19 protein-coding genes are annotated in these 21,016 nt (G+C 69.5%); 6 read left to right on the top strand and 13 right to left on the bottom strand.

What is annotated here, in order from left to right; all coding sequences use genetic code 11:
- Positions 1 to 32: 32 nt before the first annotated feature.
- Positions 33 to 479 (bottom strand): hypothetical protein, encoded by a 447-nt coding sequence (locus EV372_RS01780; protein ID WP_130394577.1) that lies wholly within the window; start codon positions 477 to 479, stop codon positions 33 to 35.
- A gap of 415 nt (positions 480 to 894) precedes the next feature.
- Here EV372_RS01780 and EV372_RS01785 point away from each other — a divergent pair, with 415 nt between their 5' ends.
- On the top strand, positions 895 to 2,694 hold the full coding sequence (locus tag EV372_RS01785) for an AMP-dependent synthetase/ligase (protein ID WP_130394578.1): 1,800 nt from the start codon (positions 895 to 897) through the stop codon (positions 2,692 to 2,694).
- A 145-nt stretch (positions 2,695 to 2,839) separates the two neighbouring features.
- Here EV372_RS01785 and qcrB (EV372_RS01790) read toward each other — a convergent pair whose 3' ends face one another.
- The 8 genes from qcrB (EV372_RS01790) to ctaE (EV372_RS01825) form a co-directional block, all read right to left on the bottom strand.
- Positions 2,840 to 4,495 (bottom strand): cytochrome bc1 complex cytochrome b subunit, encoded by a 1,656-nt coding sequence (gene qcrB, locus EV372_RS01790; protein ID WP_130394579.1) that lies wholly within the window; start codon positions 4,493 to 4,495, stop codon positions 2,840 to 2,842.
- A gap of 3 nt (positions 4,496 to 4,498) precedes the next feature.
- The gene (qcrA, locus tag EV372_RS01795; protein ID WP_486484083.1) at positions 4,499 to 5,698 is read right to left on the bottom strand and encodes a Rieske (2Fe-2S) protein; all 1,200 of its coding nucleotides are present in this window, start codon (positions 5,696 to 5,698) and stop codon (positions 4,499 to 4,501) included.
- Positions 5,691 to 6,626, bottom strand: a complete 936-nt coding sequence (gene qcrC, locus EV372_RS01800; protein WP_130394580.1) for a cytochrome bc1 complex diheme cytochrome c subunit — start codon at positions 6,624 to 6,626, stop codon at positions 5,691 to 5,693. The genes qcrA (EV372_RS01795) and qcrC (EV372_RS01800) overlap by 8 nt, the downstream gene beginning before the upstream one ends.
- Positions 6,627 to 6,643: 17 nt before the next feature.
- Positions 6,644 to 7,366: an aa3-type cytochrome oxidase subunit III gene (gene ctaE, locus EV372_RS01805; RefSeq protein ID WP_486484084.1), complete on the bottom strand. Its 723-nt coding sequence runs from the start codon at positions 7,364 to 7,366 to the stop codon at positions 6,644 to 6,646.
- 368 nt (positions 7,367 to 7,734) lie between these two features.
- The gene (qcrB, locus tag EV372_RS01810; protein WP_130394581.1) at positions 7,735 to 9,381 is read right to left on the bottom strand and encodes a cytochrome bc1 complex cytochrome b subunit; all 1,647 of its coding nucleotides are present in this window, start codon (positions 9,379 to 9,381) and stop codon (positions 7,735 to 7,737) included.
- Between the two features lie 3 nt (positions 9,382 to 9,384).
- A complete protein-coding gene (gene qcrA, locus EV372_RS01815; protein WP_130394582.1) occupies positions 9,385 to 10,506 on the bottom strand; it encodes a cytochrome bc1 complex Rieske iron-sulfur subunit in 1,122 nt (373 codons plus the stop codon).
- Entirely contained in the window at positions 10,499 to 11,434 is a 936-nt protein-coding gene (gene qcrC / locus EV372_RS01820; protein WP_130394583.1) for a cytochrome bc1 complex diheme cytochrome c subunit, read from the bottom strand. Before qcrC (EV372_RS01820) ends, qcrA (EV372_RS01815) begins: the two co-directional genes overlap by 8 nt.
- A gap of 17 nt (positions 11,435 to 11,451) precedes the next feature.
- Entirely contained in the window at positions 11,452 to 12,078 is a 627-nt protein-coding gene (gene ctaE / locus EV372_RS01825) for an aa3-type cytochrome oxidase subunit III (RefSeq protein ID WP_013154151.1), read from the bottom strand.
- A gap of 478 nt (positions 12,079 to 12,556) precedes the next feature.
- On the opposite strand from ctaE (EV372_RS01825), the gene EV372_RS01830 reads away from it, so the two are divergent.
- Together EV372_RS01830 and trpD are read left to right on the top strand one after the other, a co-directional pair.
- The gene (locus EV372_RS01830) at positions 12,557 to 12,997 is read left to right on the top strand and encodes a response regulator transcription factor (RefSeq protein ID WP_130394584.1); all 441 of its coding nucleotides are present in this window, start codon (positions 12,557 to 12,559) and stop codon (positions 12,995 to 12,997) included.
- A gap of 208 nt (positions 12,998 to 13,205) precedes the next feature.
- Positions 13,206 to 14,318: an anthranilate phosphoribosyltransferase gene (gene trpD / locus EV372_RS01835; RefSeq protein WP_130394585.1), complete on the top strand. Its 1,113-nt coding sequence runs from the start codon at positions 13,206 to 13,208 to the stop codon at positions 14,316 to 14,318.
- A gap of 94 nt (positions 14,319 to 14,412) precedes the next feature.
- Here the strand turns inward: trpD and EV372_RS01840 are convergent, their stop codons facing one another.
- The 4 genes from EV372_RS01840 to EV372_RS01855 all read right to left on the bottom strand — a co-directional run bounded on the left by EV372_RS01840 (position 14,413) and on the right by EV372_RS01855 (position 17,732).
- Positions 14,413 to 14,844 (bottom strand): protein-tyrosine phosphatase family protein, encoded by a 432-nt coding sequence (locus tag EV372_RS01840; protein WP_130394586.1) that lies wholly within the window; start codon positions 14,842 to 14,844, stop codon positions 14,413 to 14,415.
- Positions 14,845 to 14,850: 6 nt separating this feature from the next.
- Positions 14,851 to 15,126: an Lrp/AsnC family transcriptional regulator gene (locus EV372_RS01845; RefSeq protein WP_130394587.1), complete on the bottom strand. Its 276-nt coding sequence runs from the start codon at positions 15,124 to 15,126 to the stop codon at positions 14,851 to 14,853.
- Positions 15,127 to 15,202: 76 nt separating this feature from the next.
- The gene (locus EV372_RS01850; RefSeq protein ID WP_013154156.1) at positions 15,203 to 15,967 is read right to left on the bottom strand and encodes a rhomboid family intramembrane serine protease; all 765 of its coding nucleotides are present in this window, start codon (positions 15,965 to 15,967) and stop codon (positions 15,203 to 15,205) included.
- Positions 15,945 to 17,732 (bottom strand): DEDD exonuclease domain-containing protein, encoded by a 1,788-nt coding sequence (locus tag EV372_RS01855; RefSeq protein ID WP_130394588.1) that lies wholly within the window; start codon positions 17,730 to 17,732, stop codon positions 15,945 to 15,947. Before EV372_RS01855 ends, EV372_RS01850 begins: the two co-directional genes overlap by 23 nt.
- A 131-nt stretch (positions 17,733 to 17,863) precedes the next feature.
- On the opposite strand from EV372_RS01855, the gene EV372_RS01860 reads away from it, so the two are divergent.
- From EV372_RS01860 to EV372_RS01870, 3 genes are all read left to right on the top strand, one after another.
- Positions 17,864 to 18,145 carry a hypothetical protein gene (locus EV372_RS01860; protein WP_130394589.1) on the top strand — a complete coding sequence of 94 codons (282 nt, stop codon included), beginning with the start codon at positions 17,864 to 17,866 and terminating at the stop codon, positions 18,143 to 18,145.
- On the top strand, positions 18,142 to 19,593 hold the full coding sequence (locus EV372_RS01865) for an NYN domain-containing protein (protein WP_130394590.1): 1,452 nt from the start codon (positions 18,142 to 18,144) through the stop codon (positions 19,591 to 19,593). Before EV372_RS01860 ends, EV372_RS01865 begins: the two co-directional genes overlap by 4 nt.
- 367 nt (positions 19,594 to 19,960) lie before the next feature.
- Complete coding sequence (locus EV372_RS01870) at positions 19,961 to 20,965, top strand: C40 family peptidase (RefSeq protein ID WP_013154160.1); 1,005 nt, start codon at positions 19,961 to 19,963, stop codon at positions 20,963 to 20,965.
- Positions 20,966 to 21,016 lie beyond the last annotated feature (51 nt).

Genomic DNA, 21,016 nt, shown 5'->3' on the forward strand with positions numbered 1-21,016 from the left:
ACCCCCGGAGTCGAACCGTGATCTCCTCCCGTTCACCCCGCCGTGACCTGGCGTTCCTCGCCTTCCGTCGCCCCTTCGCCACCCTGCGTCCGGTCCTGCGGACGGCGCCCCGCGGCGTCGTCGGCACGGGTCTGTTCCAGGGAGCGCTCGACCACGCCCCAGGTGCGGCCCAGGGCTCCGACCGCGGCCAGTCCGGCGCGGCCGAGGTGTCCGACGACCTCGGGGCCGGACGTGCGCACGATGTCGAGCAGTTCCTCCAGCGGGGGGCGCCGGTCGCCCGTCTCCAGGCGGATGGCCTCCTCCCACACGTCGCCCCTGCTCGGGGGCGGTGAGGTCACGGCGCCCACCCCGCGCTTGACCCCGGCCGTCAGCAGCCTGCGCTGAAGGGTGGTCACCAGCTTCAGCGCGTCGTCGATGAGGTCGGGGTCCTCGCCCCTGCCCGCACCCGGACCGCCGTTGCGACCGGTGTTCTCCGTCATGTCAGCTTCCTCCTTCGCGCCGCGTTCTGCTTCACGGTAACCGGCCCTCCGGGCGCCGGGGAGGTTTCTCAGGGCAGGTTCAGGGGCGAATCAGGGGCGCGGGCTCGGCTACGGGGAGTGAGGCCGAGGGAAACCGCAATGACCGTGAAAACCTACAAAGGACACAAAATTCACATACAGCACATAGTTCTCACGACGTGCGCAAACACTACGTCGGGCGTATAGTCTCGCGTGCGTACGAGGGAGGAATCCGTTCTTTCCTCCGCCCGCGCACCACCGCGTCCGCCGCGCCGGACACGACCCAGGGTCACCGTTGGATACCGAACGACAACGTGTTCTACTCATGAGTAGGGTGGTGTTGTTACGGTCATCACGTCCCGTACTACCCGAACCCGTACACGTCCAGGAGCACCACGTGCGCGAATACAGCTCTCCCGCGAAGGCTGAGATCTCCGACGACGCGCGACTGACCGACACGCTCTACGCGCGCGCGGCCAGCGAGCCCAACGCCGTCACCGCCCGTCGCCAGGAGTCCGGCCAGTGGCACGACGTCACCGTGGCGGAGCTGCACGCCGACATCGCCGCGTACGCCAAGGCCCTGATCGACGCGGGCATCGAGCACGGCGACCGCGTCGCCCTGATGTCGCGCACCCGCTACGAGTGGACGGTCGTCGACTACGCCATCTGGTCCGTCGGCGGCGTGACCGTCCCGATCTACGAGACCTCCTCCGCCGAGCAGATCGAGTGGATCCTCACCGACTCCGGTGCCAAGGCCGCGTTCGTGGAGAACGACGCCCACGCCGAGCGCGTCGATTCGGTCCGCGCCCGGACCCCCGAGCTCGGCCCCGTCTGGCGGTTCGACGACCCCGGGTACGCCGAGCTGCGCTCCGCGGGCTCGGCGGTGAGCGACGAGGCGCTGGAGAAGCGCCGCACCGCGGTCAAGGCCGACGACCTCGCCACCCTCATCTACACCTCGGGCACCACCGGCCGCCCCAAGGGCTGCGAACTCACCCACCGCAACTTCCTCTTCATCTCCCGCAACGCGCTGGAGGGCCCGGCCCGCCAGGTCCTGCGCAGCAAGGAGAACCCCTCCACGCTGCTGTTCCTGCCGCTGGCCCACGTCTTCGCCCGCTTCGTCCAGGTCATGGTGATCGAGGCCAGAGCCACCCTCGGCCACTTCCCCTCCACCGGCCCCGAGCTGATCGAGCAGTTCTCGGCGTTCAGGCCCACCTTCCTGCTCGCGGTCCCCCGCGTGTTCGAGAAGGTCTACACCAAGGCCGAGCAGAAGGCCGCGGCCGAGGGCAAGGGCAAGATCTTCAACGCCGCCGCCGACACCGCCGTCGCCTACAGCAAGGCCCTGGCCACCGGCCGGATCCCCCTGAGCCTCAAGCTCAAGCACACGCTGTTCAGCAAGCTGGTCTACGGCAAGCTCCTGGCCGCCCTGGGCGGCAACGCCGAGTACGCCGTCTCCGGCGGATCCGCGCTGGGCGCGCGTCTGGGCCACTTCTTCCGCGGCATCGGCTTCACCATCATCGAGGGCTACGGCCTCACCGAGACCACCGCCCCCACCTCGGTGAACAGCCCCGAGTTCAACAAGATCGGCACCGTGGGCCAGCCGCTGCCCGGCACCACCATCAGGATCGCCGAGGACGGCGAGATCCTGCTCAAGGGCGACCACATCATGGTCGGCTACTGGAAGAACGAGAAGGCCACCAAGGAGGCCTTCACCGAGGACGGCTTCTACCGCACCGGCGACCTCGGCGCGCTGGACGACGACGGCTTCCTGAGCGTCACCGGACGCAAGAAGGAGATCATCGTGACCGCGGGCGGCAAGAACGTCGCCCCGGCCGTCCTGGAGGACCGCATCCGCGCCCACGCCCTGGTCAGCCAGTGCATGGTGGTCGGCGACAACCGCAAGTTCATCGCCGCGCTGATCACGATCGACCCCGAGTCGTTCGCCCAGTGGCGCGAGGCCAACGGCAAGAGCGGCGAGATCGCCGACCTGACCGGGGACGCGGACCTGAACGCCGCCATCCAGGAGGCCGTGGACAACGCCAACAACGCGGTGTCCAAGGCCGAGGGGATCAAGAAGTTCAAGATCCTGCCCAGCGACTTCACCGAGGAGAGCGGCCAGATGACCGCCTCCCTGAAGGTCAAGCGCCACGTGGTCAGCAAGCAGTGGAGCAAGGAGATCGACGACATCTACGCCGGCTGAGCCCTCCGCCGCTCACACCAGGCACACGGGAGCCGGCCGCCCTCGCACGGGGGCGGCCGGCTCCCGCCGTGTGCGGGCCCGTGCTCCGGGAACACGACGGACCCGGCCGCACCGCGACCGGGTCCGTCACCCACGCGCGGGCGCGCTAGTGGTGGGCCGCCTCCTTCTCCGCCTCCGCGGAGGAGCGGTGCGGGTGGTGGCCGTTGTGCGCGGCCGCCCCCTCCAGGGACACGTCGTCCTTGGTGTACCAACGCGCCAGGGCCTTGCGGAGCCTGCCGCTGCCCTTGCGGGCCTCGGGGTTCTCCACCCCCTTGTCGTTCACGTCGGCGCCGTCGGCCAGGGCCGTCGAGGTGATGACCGGCTTGCTCTCCAGGACGTGCACCGTCTCCGGGGAGCTGTGCTTGTGCACCTCCACGAACTCACCGCTGGGCAGCTGCTGGATGGTGCCGCTCTCGTAGCCGTGCTCCAGGGTCTCCCGGTCACGGCGCTGCAGCCCCAGACAGATCCTCTTGGCGACGAAGAACCCCACCACCGGGCCGACGATGACCAGCACACGGAAGATGTACGTGGTCATGTACAGGCTGATCGAGAAGGTCTCCGAGATGATGTCGTTGGACCCGGACATCCACAGCACACCGTAGAAGATGATCCCGGCCACACCCACACCGGTGCGCACCGGCGCGTTGCGCGGACGGTCGGCGACGTTGTGCGCGCGCTTGTCGCCGGTGATCCACTGCTCGATGAACGGCCACGCGCCCAGGGCGCCGAAGAGCAGGCCCATGATCCCCAGACCGGGGACGAGCACGCCGATGATGAACGGGTAGCCCCCGATGGAGAAGTCGAACCAGTTCGGGAAGATGCGCAGCGCGCCCTCCATGAAGCCCAGGTACCAGTCCGGCTGGAGCCCGGAGGTGATGGACGTCGGACTGAAGGGCCCGAACAGGTGGATCGGGTTGATCTGCACGAACGCGCCCAGGAGCGTGATCACGGCGAACGTGAAGAAGAAGAACCCGCCCGCCTTGACCGCGAAGGCCGGGAACATGGGTGTTCCGATCACGGTCTTGTCCGTGCGCCCGGTACCGGGGTACTGGGTGTGCTTCTGGTGCCACAGGATCATGAAGTGCGCCACGATCAGCCCCAGCAGCAGCGCTGGCAGCGCCAGCACGTGCAGCATGTACAGCCTGGAGATGATGTCCTCGCCGGGGAACTCCCCGCCGAAGAGGAACATCGACAGGTAGGAACCCACCAGGGGGATCGCCAGGACGACGCCCTGGAGGACCCGCACGCCCATGCCCGAGGGCAGGTCGTCGGGCAGCGAGTAGCCGAACAGGCCCTCGATGACGGCGATGGCGAAGATCGCGACGCCGATCAGCCAGTTGATCTCGCGCGGCTTGCGGAACGCGCCGGTGAAGAACACCCGGAGCATGTGCGCGGTCAACGCCGCGACGAAGATCAGCGCGGCCCAGTGGTGGATCTGGCGGACCAGGAGCCCGCCGCGCACCTCGAAGGTGATGTGGAGCGTGGAGGCGTAGGCCTCCGACATCATGACGCCCTGGAGGCGTTCGTAGGAGCCGTCGTAGACGATCTCCGTCATGCTCGGCTTGAACCAGAGCGTGAGGAAGACGCCCGTGAGCAGCAGGATGATGAACGAGTACAGCGCGATCTCGCCCAGCATGAACGACCAGTGGTTCGGGAAGACCTTGCGCAGGTTCTTCTCGCCGGTCTTGGCCAGGTGGAAGCGGTCGTCGATGAAGTTGCCGACGCCGCGAAGCGCCTTGGGTGCTTGCGTGGTCTTACTCATCGGCTAGTCCTTCGCGTATTCCCAGAACGTGGGGCCCGTGGGTTCGTCGAAGTCGCCGGTCGCGATGAGGTAGCCCTCGTCGTCGACGCCGATCGGCAGCTGCGGCAGCGGCCGGTGCGCCGGACCGAACACGACCTCGGCGGCGTTGGAGGCGTCGAACGTCGACTGGTGGCACGGGCACAGGATGCGGTGTGTCGTGCGTTCGTACAGGGCCGCGGGGCAGCCCACGTGGGTGCAGATCTTGGAGTAGGCGACGATGCCGTTGTGCGTCCAGTTCAGACGCGTCTGGCCGTCGGTTCCCTCGATCTCCTCCGTCATCCGCTCCTGCCAGTCCTCCTCGGGGATCTTGATCAGGATGATGACGGTCTTGGCCTGGTCGGTCAGTGAGAGGTGGTGGTGGTCGTCATCGGCGGCGGGCAGGGCCGAGACCATCGCGTTGGGGTCGTTCTCGAAGTCCTCGGGGCGGAGGGGACGGCCGGTCCCCTCCACGACGATGCGGCGACCGTGTTCCCACATCGTCTTCTTCATCAGATCACCCGGAACCGGGCCGGTGTCGCGCAGCAGCACGATCGGCGCCAGCCCCAGCGGCAGCATCGCCAGGATGAGCGTGCGGCGCATCAGCGGACGCTTGGTGAAACCGCTCTCGTCGGCACCCTGCATGAAGAAGGCGCTGAACGAGCCCTTCTCCTTCTCGTCCGAGGGCAGCTCGTCATAGGGAGAGGCCACCTCGTAGTGCGGCATCACCTGACGCGCCCACACCGTCATACCCGCACCGATGCCGAACATCGCCAGCGTCAGCGTGCCGCCCAGCAGCATGTTCGAGTACTGGGCGACCTGCGGATCCGCGATCTCACTGGAACGGAACAGGAAGTAGGCGACCAGGAAGCCGATCCCGCCCAGGAAGGCGATCACGAACCACACCGAGGCCACCTTCTCGCCCCGGCGCTGCGTCTCCTCCGAGCGCGTGTGCGTCTCGGAGGCCTTGTACGGACCCGTGTGCTCGTCCGCCGGGGCCTCGGGGGCATCGGAGACCAGCGGGTTCGCGGTCTTGGGGGTGCCGACGACGCGCTCGGGCTCGGTCCCGCCGGCCGTGGGGGTCGTGCTCACGCGCTCGGAGTGTGTCCCGTTCGTCTGGGGGGTGCCGACCACGCGTTCGGGCGTGGCCTCTCCCCCGCTGCTGTCGTTGCTGTTGTTCTCAGTCATGAGCTCGCTGCTTCGCGGTGATCCAGATCGCGCAGGCAATGATCAAAGCGAGTCCGACGACCCAGCTGATGAGGCCTTCGGCCACCTGCCCGATGCGATTGAGGTGGAAGACGCCACCGGCGTTGGGTTCGGCCTGGAGAGTCTTGATATAGGAGATCAACTCCTGCTTCTCCTCCGGCTCGACCACCGTGTCACTGAACATCGGCATCGCACCCGGACCACTGACCATCGCCTCATAGATCTGACGCGCGGACGCGTCATGAATCTCCGGAGCCCAACGACCATCAGTCAACGCACCGCCACCACCAGACCAACCATGGCAGTGCGCACAGTTGGTCAGATACAGACGCATACCCATGTCGGTGTCGTCGGCGCCCTGAACATACGACTCGTACTCGGCCTCGAACTCCTCGAGCGCGGCCTCGTAGGAAGCCTCGTCCTCGAACTCCCCACGCTCGGGCGCCTCACCCGGAACGTCATAGGGAATATCGGGACCACCGGTCCTGATCTGCGCGTCGTAGTACGCGATCAGATCCTGCAGATCCTCCTCCGACATCGCCATCGGCTTGCGCGGCATCTGCGCGTCGGGGTTCATCGACGGCATACGCCCCGTGCTGACCTGGAAGTCGATGGCCGCGGCACCCGAATCACGGATGTCCGGACCCCGGGTGTACTCCCCGTCCTCGCCGTAACTACCACTGCCGTCGTAGTTGTGACAGGTCGCGCACGTCTGGTTGAAGATGTCCTCGCCGTTGGCCACATCGACCTCGTCCGCCGAGGGAGGACCATCAGCGGCCAGAGTCTGCGCCTGGGCCTGGTCCGCGGTGGGCGCCAAAGCGGCGTACCCCACCCCGAACAGGGCTAGCGCGAGGATGACGACGACATACCCCGCCAGGGGATGCCGCCGCCGCGCGGTAATCCATTTCACGGTTTCCCCGTTTCGGGTTACTGGATGAAGTAGATGGTGAAGAACAAAGCGATCCAGACCACATCGACGAAGTGCCAGTAGTAGGACACGACGATCGCGCTGGTCGCCTGCTGGTGGGTGAAGCGCTTCGCGGCGTACGTACGTCCCAACATGATGAGGAACGCGATCAGCCCACCGATGACGTGGAGTCCGTGGAAGCCCGTGGTCAGGTAGAACATCGACCCGTAAGCGCTCGACTGAAGAGTCAGGCCCCCGTGGAAGATGAGCTCGTAGTACTCGTAGGCCTGCCCAAGGACGAAGAACAGGCCCATGAAGAACGTGATGAAGAACCACATACGCAGCTTCTTGACATCACCGCGCTCGGCGGCCCAAACGCCGGCCTGCGCGGTGAAGCTCGAAGCCACCAGGACCACGGTGATCGCCGACGCCCACGGCACGTTCAGGTGGGTGTCGGGCCACTGCCCCAGGTCGGGGTTTCCGTTGGTCACCGATCGGATCGTGAAGTACATCGCGAACAGCGCAGCGAAGAACATGAGCTCGTTGGCCAACCAAACGATGGTGCCAACGCTCACCAGGTCAGGACGCTTTGCCGCACCATGTGCTGGTGTCGGTGCTGATTTTGGGTTCGCGGTTGCTGTCGCCACGCCAGCATTATTACGGCAACTCGGCAAGGCCCGAATCCGCCCCCCTGTTATCGCCCCTCCGCGACGCCTCGGGGGAGCGGGACCGCCTACGCACACGGGCTTCCCGGCTCCGCGAGCCGGAGAGAGAAACGGAAATTCGACACCTTCTAGGCACGAACAGTGCGCCTACTAAACACGTGTCACGGGCGCCCCAAAAATCACATAATTGTGCGGACCAAAGGCGTGAGGCATGTGCGGGAAAAGAGCGTCGTGGCTGGTCATCATGCTTTACCGGGTGTCCCTTCGGCGCCGGGGCGCGGGCTCGGCGAACCCCAGGCGCGAGGGTGGAAGGGTTCCACGTCACACGGACCCCGTGGAGCGCTCGTCCGGCCGGCGGATCCGGGGTTCCACCCGCGTCGGCCGACAACACGACGGACCCGGTCGCGCCGCGACCGGGTCCGTCGAGGAGGTGGGGGGAGGGAGCCCTAGTGGTGGGCCGCCTCCTTCTCCGCCTCCGCGGAGGAGTGGTGGCCGTTGTGCGCCTCCACCCCCTCCAGGGACACGTCGTCCTTGGTGTACCAACGCGCCAGGGCCTTGCGGAGCCTGCCGCTGCCCTTGCGGGCCTCGGGGTTCTCCACGCCCTTGCCGTCCACGTCGGCGTCGTCCTTCAGGGCCGTCGAGGTGATGACCGGCTTGCTCTCCAGGACGTGCACCGTCTCCGGGGAGCTGTGCTTGTGCACCTCCACGAACTCACCGCTGGGCAGCTGCTGGATGGTGCCGCTCTCGTAGCCGTGCTCCAGGGTCTCCCGGTCACGGCGCTGCAGCCCCAGGCAGATGCGCTTGGTGATGAAGAAGGCCGCGATCGGACCCACGATGACCAGCACGCGGAAGATGTACGTGGTCATGTACAGGCTGATCGAGAAGGTCTCCGAGATGATGTCGTTGGACCCGGCCAACCAGAGCAGACCGTAGAAGGTGATGCCCGTGACGCCCACGGCCGTGCGCACCGGCGCGTTGCGCGGACGGTCGGCGACGTTGTGCGCGCGCTTGTCGCCGGTGATCCACTGCTCGATGAACGGCCACGCGCCCAGGCCTCCGAAGATCAGACCCGGGATGACCAGGCCGGGCACCAGCACACCGGTCGGGATGGCGTACCCGAAGGGCGCGATGTCGAACCAGTTCGGGAAGATGCGCAGCGACCCCTCCATGAAGCCCATGTACCAGTCCGGCTGGAGCCCGGAGGTGATGGACGTCGGGGTGAAGGGCCCGAACAGGTGGATCGGGTTGATCTGCACGAACGCGCTCAGCATGGCGATCACGGCGAACGTGAAGAAGAAGAACCCGCCCGCCTTGACCGCGAAGGCCGGGAACATGGGTGTTCCGACCACGGTCTTGTCCGTGCGCCCGGTACCGGGGTACTGGGTGTGCTTCTGGTGCCACAGGATCATGAAGTGCGCGACGATCAGACCCAGCAGCAGGGCCGGGATCGCCAGCACGTGCAGCATGTACAGCCGCGTGATGATGTCCTCGCCGGGGAACTCCCCGCCGAAGAGGAACATCGACACGTACGGGCCGATGAGCGGCAGCGCCATCATCACGCCCTGGAGGATGCGCACGCCCATGCCCGAGGGCAGGTCGTCGGGCAGCGAGTAGCCGAAGAGGCCCTCCAGCATCGCCAGGACGAAGATCGCGACGCCGATCAGCCAGTTGATCTCGCGCGGCTTGCGGAACGCGCCGGTGAAGAACACCCGGAGCATGTGCACGACGAGCGAGGCCACGAAGATCAGCGCGGCCCAGTGGTGGATCTGGCGGACCAGGAGCCCGCCGCGCACCTCGAAGGTGATGTGGAGCGTGGAGGCGTAGGCCTCCGACATGGGAACGCCCTGGAGGCGTTCGTAGGAGCCGTCGTAGATGACCTCCACCATGCTCGGCTTGAACCAGAGCGTGAGGAAGACACCTGTGAGCAGCAGGATGATGAACGAGTACAGCGCGATCTCGCCCAGCATGAACGACCAGTGGTTCGGGAAGACCTTGCGCAGGTTCTTCTCGCCGGTCTTGGCCAGGTGGAAGCGGTCGTCGATGAAGTTGCCGACGCCGCGAAGCGCCTTGGGTGCTTGCGTGGTCTTACTCATCGGCTAGTCCTTCGCGTAATCCCAGAACGTCGGACCGGGCGGCGCGACGAAGTCGCCGGTCGCGATGAGGTAGCCCTCGTCGTCGACGCCGATCGGCAGCTGCGGCAGCGGCCGGTGCGCCGGACCGAACACGACCTCGGCGGCGTTGGAGGCGTCGAACGTCGACTGGTGGCACGGGCACAGGATGCGGTGCGTCGTGCGTTCGTACAGGGCCGCGGGGCAGCCCACGTGGGTGCAGATCTTGGAGTAGGCGACGATGCCGTTGTGCGTCCAGTTCAGACGCGTCTGGCCGTCGGCGCCCTCGACCTCCTCCGTCATCCGCTCCTGCCAGTCCTCCTCGGGGACCTTGATCAGGAGGATGACGGACTTGGCCTGGTCGTTGAGGCTGATGCCGTGCGGGTAGTGGTCGTCGTCGATCGCGGGCAGGGCGGAGATCATCCCGTTGGGGTCGTTCTCGAAGTCCTCCGCGCGGATGGCGCGGTGGGTGCCCTCGACGTACATCCGGCGGCCGTTGCGCCACGGCGTGGTCTTGAGCTTGTCGCCGGGCAGCGGGCCGGTGTCGCGCAGCAGCACGATCGGCGCCAGCCCCAGCGGCAGCATCGCCAGGATGAGCGTGCGGCGCATCAGCGGACGCTTGGTGAAACCGCTCTCGTCGGCACCCTGCATGAAGAAGGCGCTGAACGAGCCCTTCTCCTTCTCGTCCGAGGGCAGCTCGTCGTAGGGAGAGGCCACCTCGTAGTGCGGCATCACCTGACGCGCCCACACCGTCATACCCGCACCGATGCCGAACATCGCCAGCGTCAGCGTGCCGCCCAGCAGCATGTTCGAGTACTGGGCGATCTGCGGGTCGGCGATCCGGCTCGGACCGAAGAGGAAGTAGGCGACCAGGAAGCCGATCCCGCCCAGGAAGGCGATCACGAACCACACCGAGGCGAGCTTCTCACCCCGGCGCTGCGTCTCCTCCGGCCGCGCGTGCGTCTCGGAGGCCTTGTACGGTCCTTCGTGGACCCCCTCCGAAGTCGTGGAAGCGCCGGAGACCACGGGGTCTCCGGCCTTGGGGGTGCCGACCACGCGTTCGGGCGTGGCCTCTCCCCCGCTGCTGTCGTTGCTGTTGTTCTCAGTCATGAGCTCGCTGCTTCGCGGTGATCCAGATCGCGCAGGCGATGATCAGGGACAGGCCGACGACCCACCCGATCAGACCCTCGGCGACCTGGCCGACACGGTCCAGATCGAAAATGCCACCGGCGTTGGGTTCGGCCTGGAGAGTCTTGATATAGGAGATCAACTCCTGCTTCTCCTCCGGCTCGACCACCGTGTCACTGAACATCGGCATCGCACCCGGACCACTGACCATCGCCTCATAGATCTGACGCGCGGACGCGTCATGAATCTCCGGAGCCCAACGACCATCAGTCAACGCACCGCCACCACCAGACCAACCATGGCAGTGCGCACAGTTGGTCAGATACAGACGCATACCCATGTCGGTGTCGTCGGCGCCCTGAACATACGACTCGTACTCGGCCTCGAACTCCTCGAGCGCGGCCTCGTAGGAAGCCTCGTCCTCGAACTCCCCACGCTCGGGCGCCTCACCCGGAACGTCATAGGGAATATCGGGACCACCGGTCCTGATCTGCGCGTCGTAGTACGCGATCAGATCCTGCAGATCCTCCTCCGACATCGCCATCGGCTTGCGCGGCATCTGCGCGTCGGGGTTCATCGACGGCATACGCCCCGTGCTGACCTGGAAGTCGATGGCCGCGGCACCCGAATCACGGATGTCCGGACCCCGGGTGTACTCCCCGTCCTCGCCGTAACTACCACTGCCGTCGTAGTTGTGACAGGTCGCGCACGTCTGGTTGAAGATGTCCTCGCCGTTGGCCACATCGACCTCGTCCGCCGAGGGAGGACCATCAGCGGCCAGAGTCTGCGCCTGGGCCTGGTCCGCGGTGGGCGCCAAAGCGGCGTACCCCACCCCGAACAGGGCTAGCGCGAGGATGACGACGACATACCCCGCCAGGGGATGCCGCCGCCGCGCGGTAATCCATTTCACGGTTTCCCCGTTTCGGGTTACTGGATGAAGTAGATGGTGAAGAACAAAGCGATCCAGACCACATCGACGAAGTGCCAGTAGTAGGACACGACGATCGCGCTGGTCGCCTGCTGGTGGGTGAAGCGCTTCGCGGCGTACGTACGTCCCAACATGATGAGGAACGCGATCAGCCCACCGATGACGTGGAGTCCGTGGAAGCCCGTGGTCAGGTAGAACATCGACCCGTAAGCGCTCGACTGAAGAGTCAGGCCCCCGTGGAAGATGAGCTCGTAGTACTCGTAGGCCTGCCCAAGGACGAAGAACAGGCCCATGAAGAACGTGATGAAGAACCACATACGCAGCTTCTTGACATCACCGCGCTCGGCGGCCCAAACGCCGGCCTGCGCGGTGAAGCTCGAAGCCACCAGGACCACGGTGATCGCCGACGCCCACGGCACGTTCAGGTGGGTGTCGGGCCACTGCCCCAGGTCGGGGTTTCCGTTGGTCACCGATCGGATCGTGAAGTACATCGCGAACAGCGCAGCGAAGAACATGAGCTCGTTGGCCAACCAAACGATGGTGCCAACGCTCACCAGGTCAGGACGCTTTGCCGCACCATGTGCTGGTGTCGGTGCTGATTTTGGGTTCGCGGTTGCTGTCGCCACGCCAGCATTATTACGGCATCTCAGAGAGGGCCGTACCCGACTCTCCGTAACAGGGCGGGTCAGACCCGGTACGGGGCGCTCTGGGACCCCGCACGGCCTGCTGACACCGGTTGATCGTGACTCGGGCGTTACTGTATCGGCTTTGCCCCTCCAGTCACACCAGTAACATACCCAGAGTGACCGAAATTCGGGATCCCCTGCGGCTGCGGCGATCCAGCGCCTTCCAGGTGACCCCCCGGCCTACGACAGGCTACGGCTAGACATCAAGAAAATCACCTTTTGATAACAGGGCTTGGGGGTCGGGTTAACCCGTGCTCTGAATGTGGTGGCCCAGGTCTCAGTACCTGGCACGCCCCCGGCCCCTCTCCTGTGCAGCGGAGCCGTGAGGCAATACAGTCAGAGGGCATACAGCCAACGAGCGCCTCGGCCGCACCCCCGCGGCGACGGCCGCGGACAGAAGCGATGGGACGGTTGCGCGATGGTGGTCAGCGGTACGGACACGGGTGCCAGGATGCGCGTGCTGGTCTACAGCGACAACGCCGACACCCGCGAGCAGGTGCGGCTGGCGGTCGGCCGGCGCCCCTCGGCCGACGTTCCCCTCGTGGAGTTCGTCGAGTGCGCGACCGCGCCCATGGTCCTGCGCAGGCTGGAGGACACCGACCCCGCCGCGCGCGTGGACGTGGCGATCTTCGACGGCGAGGCCTCCCCCGTCGGCGGGATGGGCCTGTGCCGCCAGGTCAAGGACGAGATCTACCGCTGCCCGCCGGTCCTGCTGCTGGTGGGACGGCGCGACGACGGCTGGCTGGCCACCTGGTCCCAGGCCGAGCAGGTCGTCAGCCACCCGATCGACCCCGTCGCGCTCGCCGAGGCCCTGGCCGAGCTCATGCGCCAGCGGGTCGCGGCGGCCCTGAACGGGTGACACGCGTGCGAGACGGTCTCGGAACGGGCCACCGCGGCGACGCGGAGCCGCGCCGCCGCCGCGCGGTGGGCGCGGCCCTGCACCACGGCGCCGACATCGGGCGATGGCGCGCTCACGCCACGCCCCTTCCCCCCAGCGCCTGAGGGGCGGCCCGCGCGCCGCGCCCCGGCCCCTTCCGTGCCCGTTCCTTCACCGTGGAGCAACCCAGATGAACGTCCCCGCCGCCAACTCCGCCGCCGACTCCGGAGCCGCGAACTCCGACGAACGGTCCGCCGTGACCGAGCGGACCTGGTCCAACCTCATCACCGCCCTGCTGGGCGGGCGGACCCTGAGCGCCGACGACACCGCGTGGGCGATGAACGAGATCATGTCCGAGGCCGCGACCGACGCCCAGATCGCCGGGTTCGCCATCGCGCTGCGCGCCAAGGGCGAGAGCGTGTCGGAGGTGACCGGCCTGGCCCGGGGCATGCTCGACAACGCCGTGCGCATCCACGTCCCCGGACCGACCCTGGACATCGTCGGCACCGGCGGCGACCGCGCGCACACCGTGAACGTGTCCACGATGGCGGCGATCGTGGCCTCGGCCGCGGGCGCCCGCGTGGTCAAGCACGGCAACCGGGCGGCGTCCTCCTCCTGCGGCACCGCCGACGTCCTGGAGCGCCTGGGCGTGGTCCTGGACCTGCCGCCGGAGCTGACCGTGCGGGTGGCCGAGGAGGCGGGCATCGCCTTCTGCTTCGCCCCGGTCTTCCACCCCTCGTTCCGTTTCACCGCCAAGCCCCGCCGCGAGCTGGCGGTGCCCACGGTGTTCAACTTCCTGGGCCCGCTGACCAACCCTGCCCAGCCCACCACCTCGGCCATCGGGGTGTTCGACGAGCGCATGTGCGAGGTGATCGCCGGGGTGTTCGCCCGCCGCGGCTCCTCGGCCCTGGTGTTCCGGGGCGACGACGGGCTGGACGAGCTGACCACCACGACCACCTCCACGGTGTGGGTGGTGGGCGACGGCGAGGCCCGGCGCGAGACGCTCGACCCCGCCGACCTGGGCATCGCCCGCTCGCGTCCGGAGGACCTGCGCGGCGGCGACGTCGGGTTCAACGCCCAGGCCGTGCGCGACCTCCTGGCGGGCCGCACCGGCCCGGTGCGCGACGCCGTGCTGCTCAACGCGGGCGCCGCGCTGGCCGCCGTGGACGGCATCCGGGGCCCCCTGCTGGAGTCGGTGCGCGACGGGTACGAGCGGGCCGCAGCGGCGGTGGACAGCGGCGCCGCCGAGCGCGCGCTGGAGCGCTGGGTGGAGGCCAGCCAGCAGTACGCCAAGGCCCTGTGAACACGCGCCGGGGGCGCGGCGGCGGGGCGACCCGGTGCCGCGCCCCCGGTGTTCGGCCCGCCCGCCGGGGCCGGTGGTCCGCCCGCGGCGGGACTCAGGCCTCGAAGCGGGCCACGAAGCGGCGCTGCCAGGGGGTCTCCACCGCACGCGGCAGGTAGTGCGCGCGGACGTAGGCGACCGCCTCGCGCGCGGGGACCCCGTCCAGCACCGCCAGGCACGCCAGCGCCGTGCCGGTGCGCCCCTGGCCGCCGCCGCAGGCGACCTCGACGCGTTCGGCCCCTGCGCGCTCCCACGCCTCGCGCAGCGCCGCGCCCACGGCCGCGGGGTCGGAGGGCAGACCGAAGTCCCGCCACCGCAGCCAGCGCCCCTCCCAGGGCACGGGCGCCGGTTCGCGGCCCAGCAGGTACAGCCCGAGGTCGGGCGGGGGTCCGGACGGCAGCGGGCGCCTCAGGCCCCGGCCGCGCACCAGCCTGCCCGAGGGCAGGGCGAGCACCCCCGCCTCCCTCGCGCTCCAGGCACCGGCCACGACCGGCTACCAGCCCAGGGCGAAGGCCGACTCCAGGTCGTGCCTGGAGTAGGCCTGGAAGGAGATGTGGGTGTCGGAGGAGAGCACGCCGGGCACCTTGTTCACCCGGCCGGGGATCACCTCGGCCAGGTCCTCGTGCTTGCGCACCCGCACCATGGCGATGAGGTCGACTCCGCCGGTGACCGAGTAGACCTCGCTCACCCCCTCGATCTCCGCGATCGCCCCGGCGACCTCGGGGATGCGGTGGACGTCGGCCTTGATCATGACGATCGCGGTGATCACTGTGCCTCCAGGGCGGTTCCTCGGAAAATGTCGGGACGGGCGCGACGACCGCGCCGGGGCGCACCAGGGCGTATGCCTAGTAGACGTCGGACAGCCGCGTCCCGGAGCGCCATCGCAGCCGGTAGACCACCAGTCCCACGACCACCCCCGCGACGAACCCGTACACGTGCGCCGCGTAGGCGACGCCGCCTCCGGCGCCGGGGGCGCTCGGTGTGGTGACGTAGAGAAGATACTGAAGAGCGAAGTAGCTGCCCACCACGGCCCACCCGGGCAGGCGCATCGGGATCACCCCGAACACCAGCGTGGTCACCCGGCTGCGGAACTGCACGACCAGGTAGGCGCCCAGCACGCCCGAGATGGCCCCGGACGCGCCCACCATCGGCATGGCGGCGTCGACGTCGGTCAGCGCGAAGCCGTAGGCGGCGGCGACCCCGGTGGCCAGGTACAGCCCCGTGAAGCGCAGCTTGCCGATCCGGTCCTCCACCACGGGGCCGAACACGAACAGGTACACCAGGTTGCCGATCAGGTGCCCGGGCCCGCTGTGCAGGAACATCGAGCTGAACACCGAGAACCACACCGGCTTGCCGTCCAGCTGCCCGCACTCGGGGACCGCGTGCGGGACCAGGTCGGTCCGGCCCGTGATCTCGGCGGGCACCGCCCCCCAGTACATGAAGTAGTCCTGGATCGCGCAGAAGCGCTCGAACATGTCCGCCGGGTACCACACCGCGGTCAGCGCCTGCGGCGACACCAGGTAGACGAGGACGTTGACCGCGACCAGCGTGTACGAGACGACGGGGACGCGGCGGACGGGGTAGTCGTCATTGAGCGGAAGCGCGGCCATGGGCCCAGTGTGTCATCCCGGTGTGCGCCTCGGCGCTGCGCAACGGGCATGTCCACTCCCCGTCGATCTCGACCAGCCGCGTGGCGGGGTCGGCGAGCCAGTCCAGGACCAGCTCGGTCTCCCCCGGGAGCGCGCCGGGGCTGGGCCCGTGCCCGGCGGGCACGTACTCGGCGGTGGCCACGAGGGAGGCCAGGAACGCGGCGGGATCGGTGCCCGGGCGCAGCACGGCGCTGGCGGCCAGGCGGCCGTGGCGGACCACGCAGGTCTCCCAGCCCGCGGCGGTGCGGCGGGAGGCGACCAGGTGCGCGACCTCGGCGATGGCCGACAGGCGCTGGGCCCGCCTGGCGCCGCGCAGGAACGCGGTGAGCCGGTCGCGCAGGTGCGCGGCCTCCTCGTAGCGCAGATCGGCGGCGAGTTCGCCGATGCGCGCGGTGTGCGCGTCCACCACGGCGGCGGGGTCCCCGGTCATCGCGACGCGTGCTGCCTCGGCGTGCACCGCGTACTCGGCCTGGCTCTCGCTGCCGTCGCAGGGCGCGCCGCAGCGGCCCAGCTGGGCCACCACGCACGGGCCCGTCCACCGGGCGCCCGAGGTGACCACCTCCGGGGCGACGCGGGTTCCACCGCCGCTTCCGCCCGTGACCTCCTCCGGGGGCCGGAAGGTGTGCGCGCACTGGCGCAGCGGGAAGACGTGGAGCAGGGCCTCCCGGGCCCGCTCGGCCTCGCGGGGCGAGGCGTAGGGCCCGATGTGGGCCGCCCCGTCGCCGCTGACCGTGCGCACCACCGACAGGCGCGGGAAGGCGTCGGCGGTGAGCCGGACCCACGAGGCGCGCTCGGGGTTGCGCGAACGCCGATTGTAGGGCGGTTTGCGTTCGGCGATGATGCGCAGCTCGCGGACGGAGGCCTCCAGCTCGCTGGAGCACACGATGGGGGTCACGCCCGCCACCAGGCCCGCCATCTCACGGATGCGCTGGCGGCTCTCGGCCGCGGTGAAGTAGGTGCGCACCCGGCGGCGCAGGTTCTTGCTCTTGCCGACGTAGAGGCTCTCCCCGCGGGCGTCGGTGAACACGTACACGCCCGGCTCCTCCGGCAGGTCCTCGGCCAGGTGACGCCTGCTGCGCTGGGCCTTGGTGGGCGGCTTGGTGACCGCGCGCAGCTCCTCCACGCTGGACACGCCCATGGGGCGCAGGCGCTCCACGAGCCCGTGCAGGACGCCGACGGTGGCGCGGGCGTCCTCCAGGGCGCGGTGGTTGGGCGCGACCGGGACCCCGAAGTAGGCCGCCAGCGTGGCCAGCCGGTGGTTGCGCGTCTCGCCGCGCGCGAGCACGGCGCGGGCCAGGCGCAGCGTGTCCACGACCGGGTAGCCGGGCCAGTCCGTGCCGTGGCGCTCGCACGCGGCCTTGAGGAAGCCGGTGTCGAAGGGCGCGTTGTGGGCCACCAGCACGGTGTCGGGTTCGGCGTCCAGGAAGGCCAGCAGACGGGGCAGGACCTCCTCCATCGGCGGGGCCGAGGCCACCATCGACTGGGAGATCCCCGTCAGGAGGGTGATGTTGGCCGGTATGGGGGTACCGGGATTGACCAGGGTGGCGAACTCGCCGACGACCTCGCCTCCGCGCACCCTGACCGCGCCGACCTCCGTGATCCGGGAGCCGCTCGCGCTGGTGCCGGTGGTCTCCAGGTCCAGCACCACGAAGGACGCCGCGGCCAACGGCGTACCGAGGTCGCTGATGCTGGTCTGGACGCCGGCGGGCGCCGCTTGTCGTACCACCCGGCCAGGGTAGTCGGCCGTGCGGACAACCTGGCGGAATACGGTCTGACCTGCCCGACATGCAAAGATGTGGGTCATCGGGGCGGCGGCGGGGCCGCCGCCCCTCCAGAGCACCAGACGAGGGAGGAACCGTGGGGATCGCGATGCCGGGTGACAGTGAGCGGTGGCGGTGCACCGGATGCGGCAATCTCACGCGGTTCGACGTGACCCGGACCGTGCGCTCCCAGGACTACGTCCACCTGGACCTGGCCGGTGAGGGCGCGGTCGAGGAGCGCACCGTGCTCTCCGAGACCATCGAGCGGGTGCGGTGCCGCTGGTGCGGCGCCACCGACAGCGTCGAGATCATCGCCCGCCCCGACGCCGACCGGTCGGTCCCCGGTTCCTCGGCGGAGAGCCCGACGGGTCGGGCATGAGCGCCCGCCCCGGCGCGGGCGACGGCTCCGACGGCGGCGATCCGCTGGACGGCGGCGTCCACCCGGCGGAGGACGGCGGCCAGGGCGTCGGCGATGACGGCGATGACGGCGGCGGTGACGGCAACGGCGGTGACGGCGGTGACGGCGGCGAACGGCTGGCCCGGCCGCTGCCCGAGCAGGTGCGCGCCCGGGTCGTCGAGTACGGCTCGGACGTGCTCGGCGGCATGCGCGCGAGCGACCTGCCCCCGCTGCTGCGCAGGGTCGCCAGGTTCGAGCCGCGCCGCAGGGCCCGGCTCGCCGGACCGCAGATCGCCGCCCAGCTGGAGAACGACGAAACCTTCCGCGGCATGGTCGCGGCCCGCGTCGACCAGGTGTGGCCCGAGCTGGCCGAGGGCCTGCGCTCGGGCGTGGTGCCCCCCGCGGCCGACCCCGTGGCCGTGGCCGCCTGCGCCTACCTGCTGCGGCCCCCGGGGTGGCCCGGCATCGTCGAGGACGTCCACCGGGAGCTGGAGCGCCAGACCAGCGCCAAGGAGGCGGACCAGGCCGCGGAGGCCCTGGACGCCGCCCGCCGCCAACTGGACGAGACCCGGCACGACCACCAGGAGGAGCTGGAGCGGCTGCGGTCCCAGATCAAGGCCCAGCGCACCGAGATCGCCGAGCTGCGCCGCAAGGTGCACACCGAGCGGCAGCGGGCCAAGGAGGCCACCGAGCGGGCCTCGCGGGCGCTGACCGAGACGGCCGGACGCGAGTCGGAGTCCGCCGCGCGGGTCAGCGCGCTGGAGTCGCAGAACCGGCGGCTGAGATCGAGGCTGGCCACGGCCGAGGCCCAGCTGGACAACGCACGGCGAGCGGTGCGCGCCGGACGCAACGCCGACGAGGCGCGGCTGCGCGTGCTGCTGGACGTGCTGGTGGAGGCCTCCCACGGCCTGCGCCGCGAATTGGCGCTGCCCACCGTCCTGGACAGCCCCGCCGACCTGGTGGCCGAGACCGAGCAGCAGCGGCGGGTGTCCCTGGGCGGGCTGCCCGACGACGACCCCGGTCTGCTGGAGCACCTGCTCACCGCGCCCCGGGTGCACCTGCTGGTGGACGGCTACAACGTCACCAAGACCGGCTACGGGACCCTCCCCCTGGCCGACCAGCGCACCCGGCTGATGAACTCCCTGGAGGGGCTGGCCAGCCGGACCAAGGCCGAGATCACGTGCGTGTTCGACGGCGCGGACGTGGACACCCCGCCGGTGATGGCGGCGGCGCGCCGCGTGCGGCTGCTGTTCAGCGCTCCCGGGGAGACCGCGGACGAGCTGATCGTGCGGCTGGTGAGCGCCGAACCCCCGGGGCGGCCGATCGCGGTGGTCACCTCCGACCGCGAGATCGTGACGGCGGTGCGCCGCGCCGGGGCCCGCGCGGTGCCCTCGACGATCTTCCTGCGCCGCCTGGAGACGCACGGCTGACGGGGCCGGGCGCCCGCCGCGGGGGCGGGCGCGGCCCGGCCCGGGCGTCACGGGGACACACCCGCCCCAGACGTTACCCGTTCGTTACCCCACTCGGTCCACGGCTCGCTCCCAGGAACGACGCGCCCGCCGCGGACCGCGGCGCGCACTGTGAACACCGGCACGTACGGGGCCCCGTGGTTGAGCTGTGCAGAGCGGTCCGCTAGGTTCTTCCCGGAACGTGAGTGCTCCACCGGACAGCAAGGCCGCGTCTGAGCCCGCCGGTCGGGACCCGCACACTCACCCGCCCGCGCCCCGCGCGGGCCCCGTCCCTGTTCTCCCCGCACCCCTATGCGGACTTGCCCGACCCCAAGGAGCGTGGACCGCCATGAAGAACCCCGGTGGACGACGTACGGCTCGCCGATTCGCCGCCACGACCGGAATCAGCGCGGTCGTCGCGGGCACCATGCTCGTCCCGGGCACCGCCTACGCGGAGCCGACCCAGGACGAGGTCGAAGACAAGATCGAGGAGCTGCGCGAAGAGGTCTCCACCGCGGTCGAGGAGTACAACCAGGCCAAGGAGGACCACGACGTCGCCGAGACCCTCTACGAGGACCTCGACGAGCAGGTCGGCGACGAGGAGGAGCGCTACGAGGAGCTGCGCGGCAAGGTGCAGGAGCTCGCCAGCGCCACCTACCAGTCCGGCGACCTGGACTCCATGGCCAACATCCTCTCCTCCGAGGGCCCCGAGAGCCTGCTGGAGCAGAACGCCGACCTGAACTACCTGTCGGAGGCCCAGAAGGCCCAGCTCGACGAGTTCGGCGCCTCCCACGAGCGTCTGTTCGCCCTCAAGGACGAGGCCGAGGAGGCCCTGGAGGAGGCGGAGACCGCGCTGGAGGAGGCCGAGGAGGCCAAGACCAGCGTCGAGGAGAAGCTGGAGGAGCAGGAGACGCTCCTGGCCCAGTTCCCCGACTCCGACCCGGCCGCCGAGGGCGCCGACAGCAGCGGCGGCCAGTCCTACACCGGCTCCGCCTCGGGCAGCGCGGGCGCGGCCCTGGACTTCGCCTACTCCAAGGTCGGGCTGCCCTACGTCTGGGGCGGTACCGGCCCCAACGGCTACGACTGCTCCGGGCTGGTCCAGGCCGCCTGGCGCGCGGGCGGCGTCGACCTGCCCCGCACCACCTACGCCCAGGCCGAGGTGGGCCAGCGCATCTACGACATGAACGCCCTCCAGCCCGGCGACATCATGTTCTTCTTCGGCGGCCTGACCCACGACGGGCTCTACGCCGGCAACGGCCAGATGGTGCACGCGCCCAGCAGCGGCCGCAACATCGAGGTCGTCGGCCTGGCCGCGTACTGGGCGAGCGAGTTCCAGTTCGCCGTCCGCCCGTAGGCGGTCCTTCTTCGGAGCTTCGCTTCGCTTCGGTCCGTGTCCGGGCGCCCG

The sequence above is a fragment of the Nocardiopsis sp. CNZ308 genome (assembly GCF_004217075.1).

Bases quoted from the DNA above. Each gene is read 5' to 3' on its own strand.
- EV372_RS01780 (WP_130394577.1), bottom strand. From the start codon at position 479: ATGACGGAGAACACCGGTCGCAACGGCGGTCCGGGTGCGGGCAGGGGC.
- qcrB (WP_130394579.1), bottom strand. From the start codon at position 4,495: ATGAGTAAGACCACGCAAGCACCCAAGGCGCTTCGCGGCGTCGGCAAC.
- qcrA (WP_486484083.1), bottom strand. From the start codon at position 5,698: ATGACTGAGAACAACAGCAACGACAGCAGCGGGGGAGAGGCCACGCCC.
- qcrB (WP_130394581.1), bottom strand. From the start codon at position 9,381: ATGAGTAAGACCACGCAAGCACCCAAGGCGCTTCGCGGCGTCGGCAAC.
- qcrA (WP_130394582.1), bottom strand. From the start codon at position 10,506: ATGACTGAGAACAACAGCAACGACAGCAGCGGGGGAGAGGCCACGCCC.
- EV372_RS01830 (WP_130394584.1), top strand. From the start codon at position 12,557: ATGGTGGTCAGCGGTACGGACACGGGTGCCAGGATGCGCGTGCTGGTC.
- trpD (WP_130394585.1), top strand. From the start codon at position 13,206: ATGAACGTCCCCGCCGCCAACTCCGCCGCCGACTCCGGAGCCGCGAAC.
- EV372_RS01850 (WP_013154156.1), bottom strand. From the start codon at position 15,967: ATGGCCGCGCTTCCGCTCAATGACGACTACCCCGTCCGCCGCGTCCCC.
- EV372_RS01865 (WP_130394590.1), top strand. From the start codon at position 18,142: ATGAGCGCCCGCCCCGGCGCGGGCGACGGCTCCGACGGCGGCGATCCG.
- EV372_RS01870 (WP_013154160.1), top strand. From the start codon at position 19,961: ATGAAGAACCCCGGTGGACGACGTACGGCTCGCCGATTCGCCGCCACG.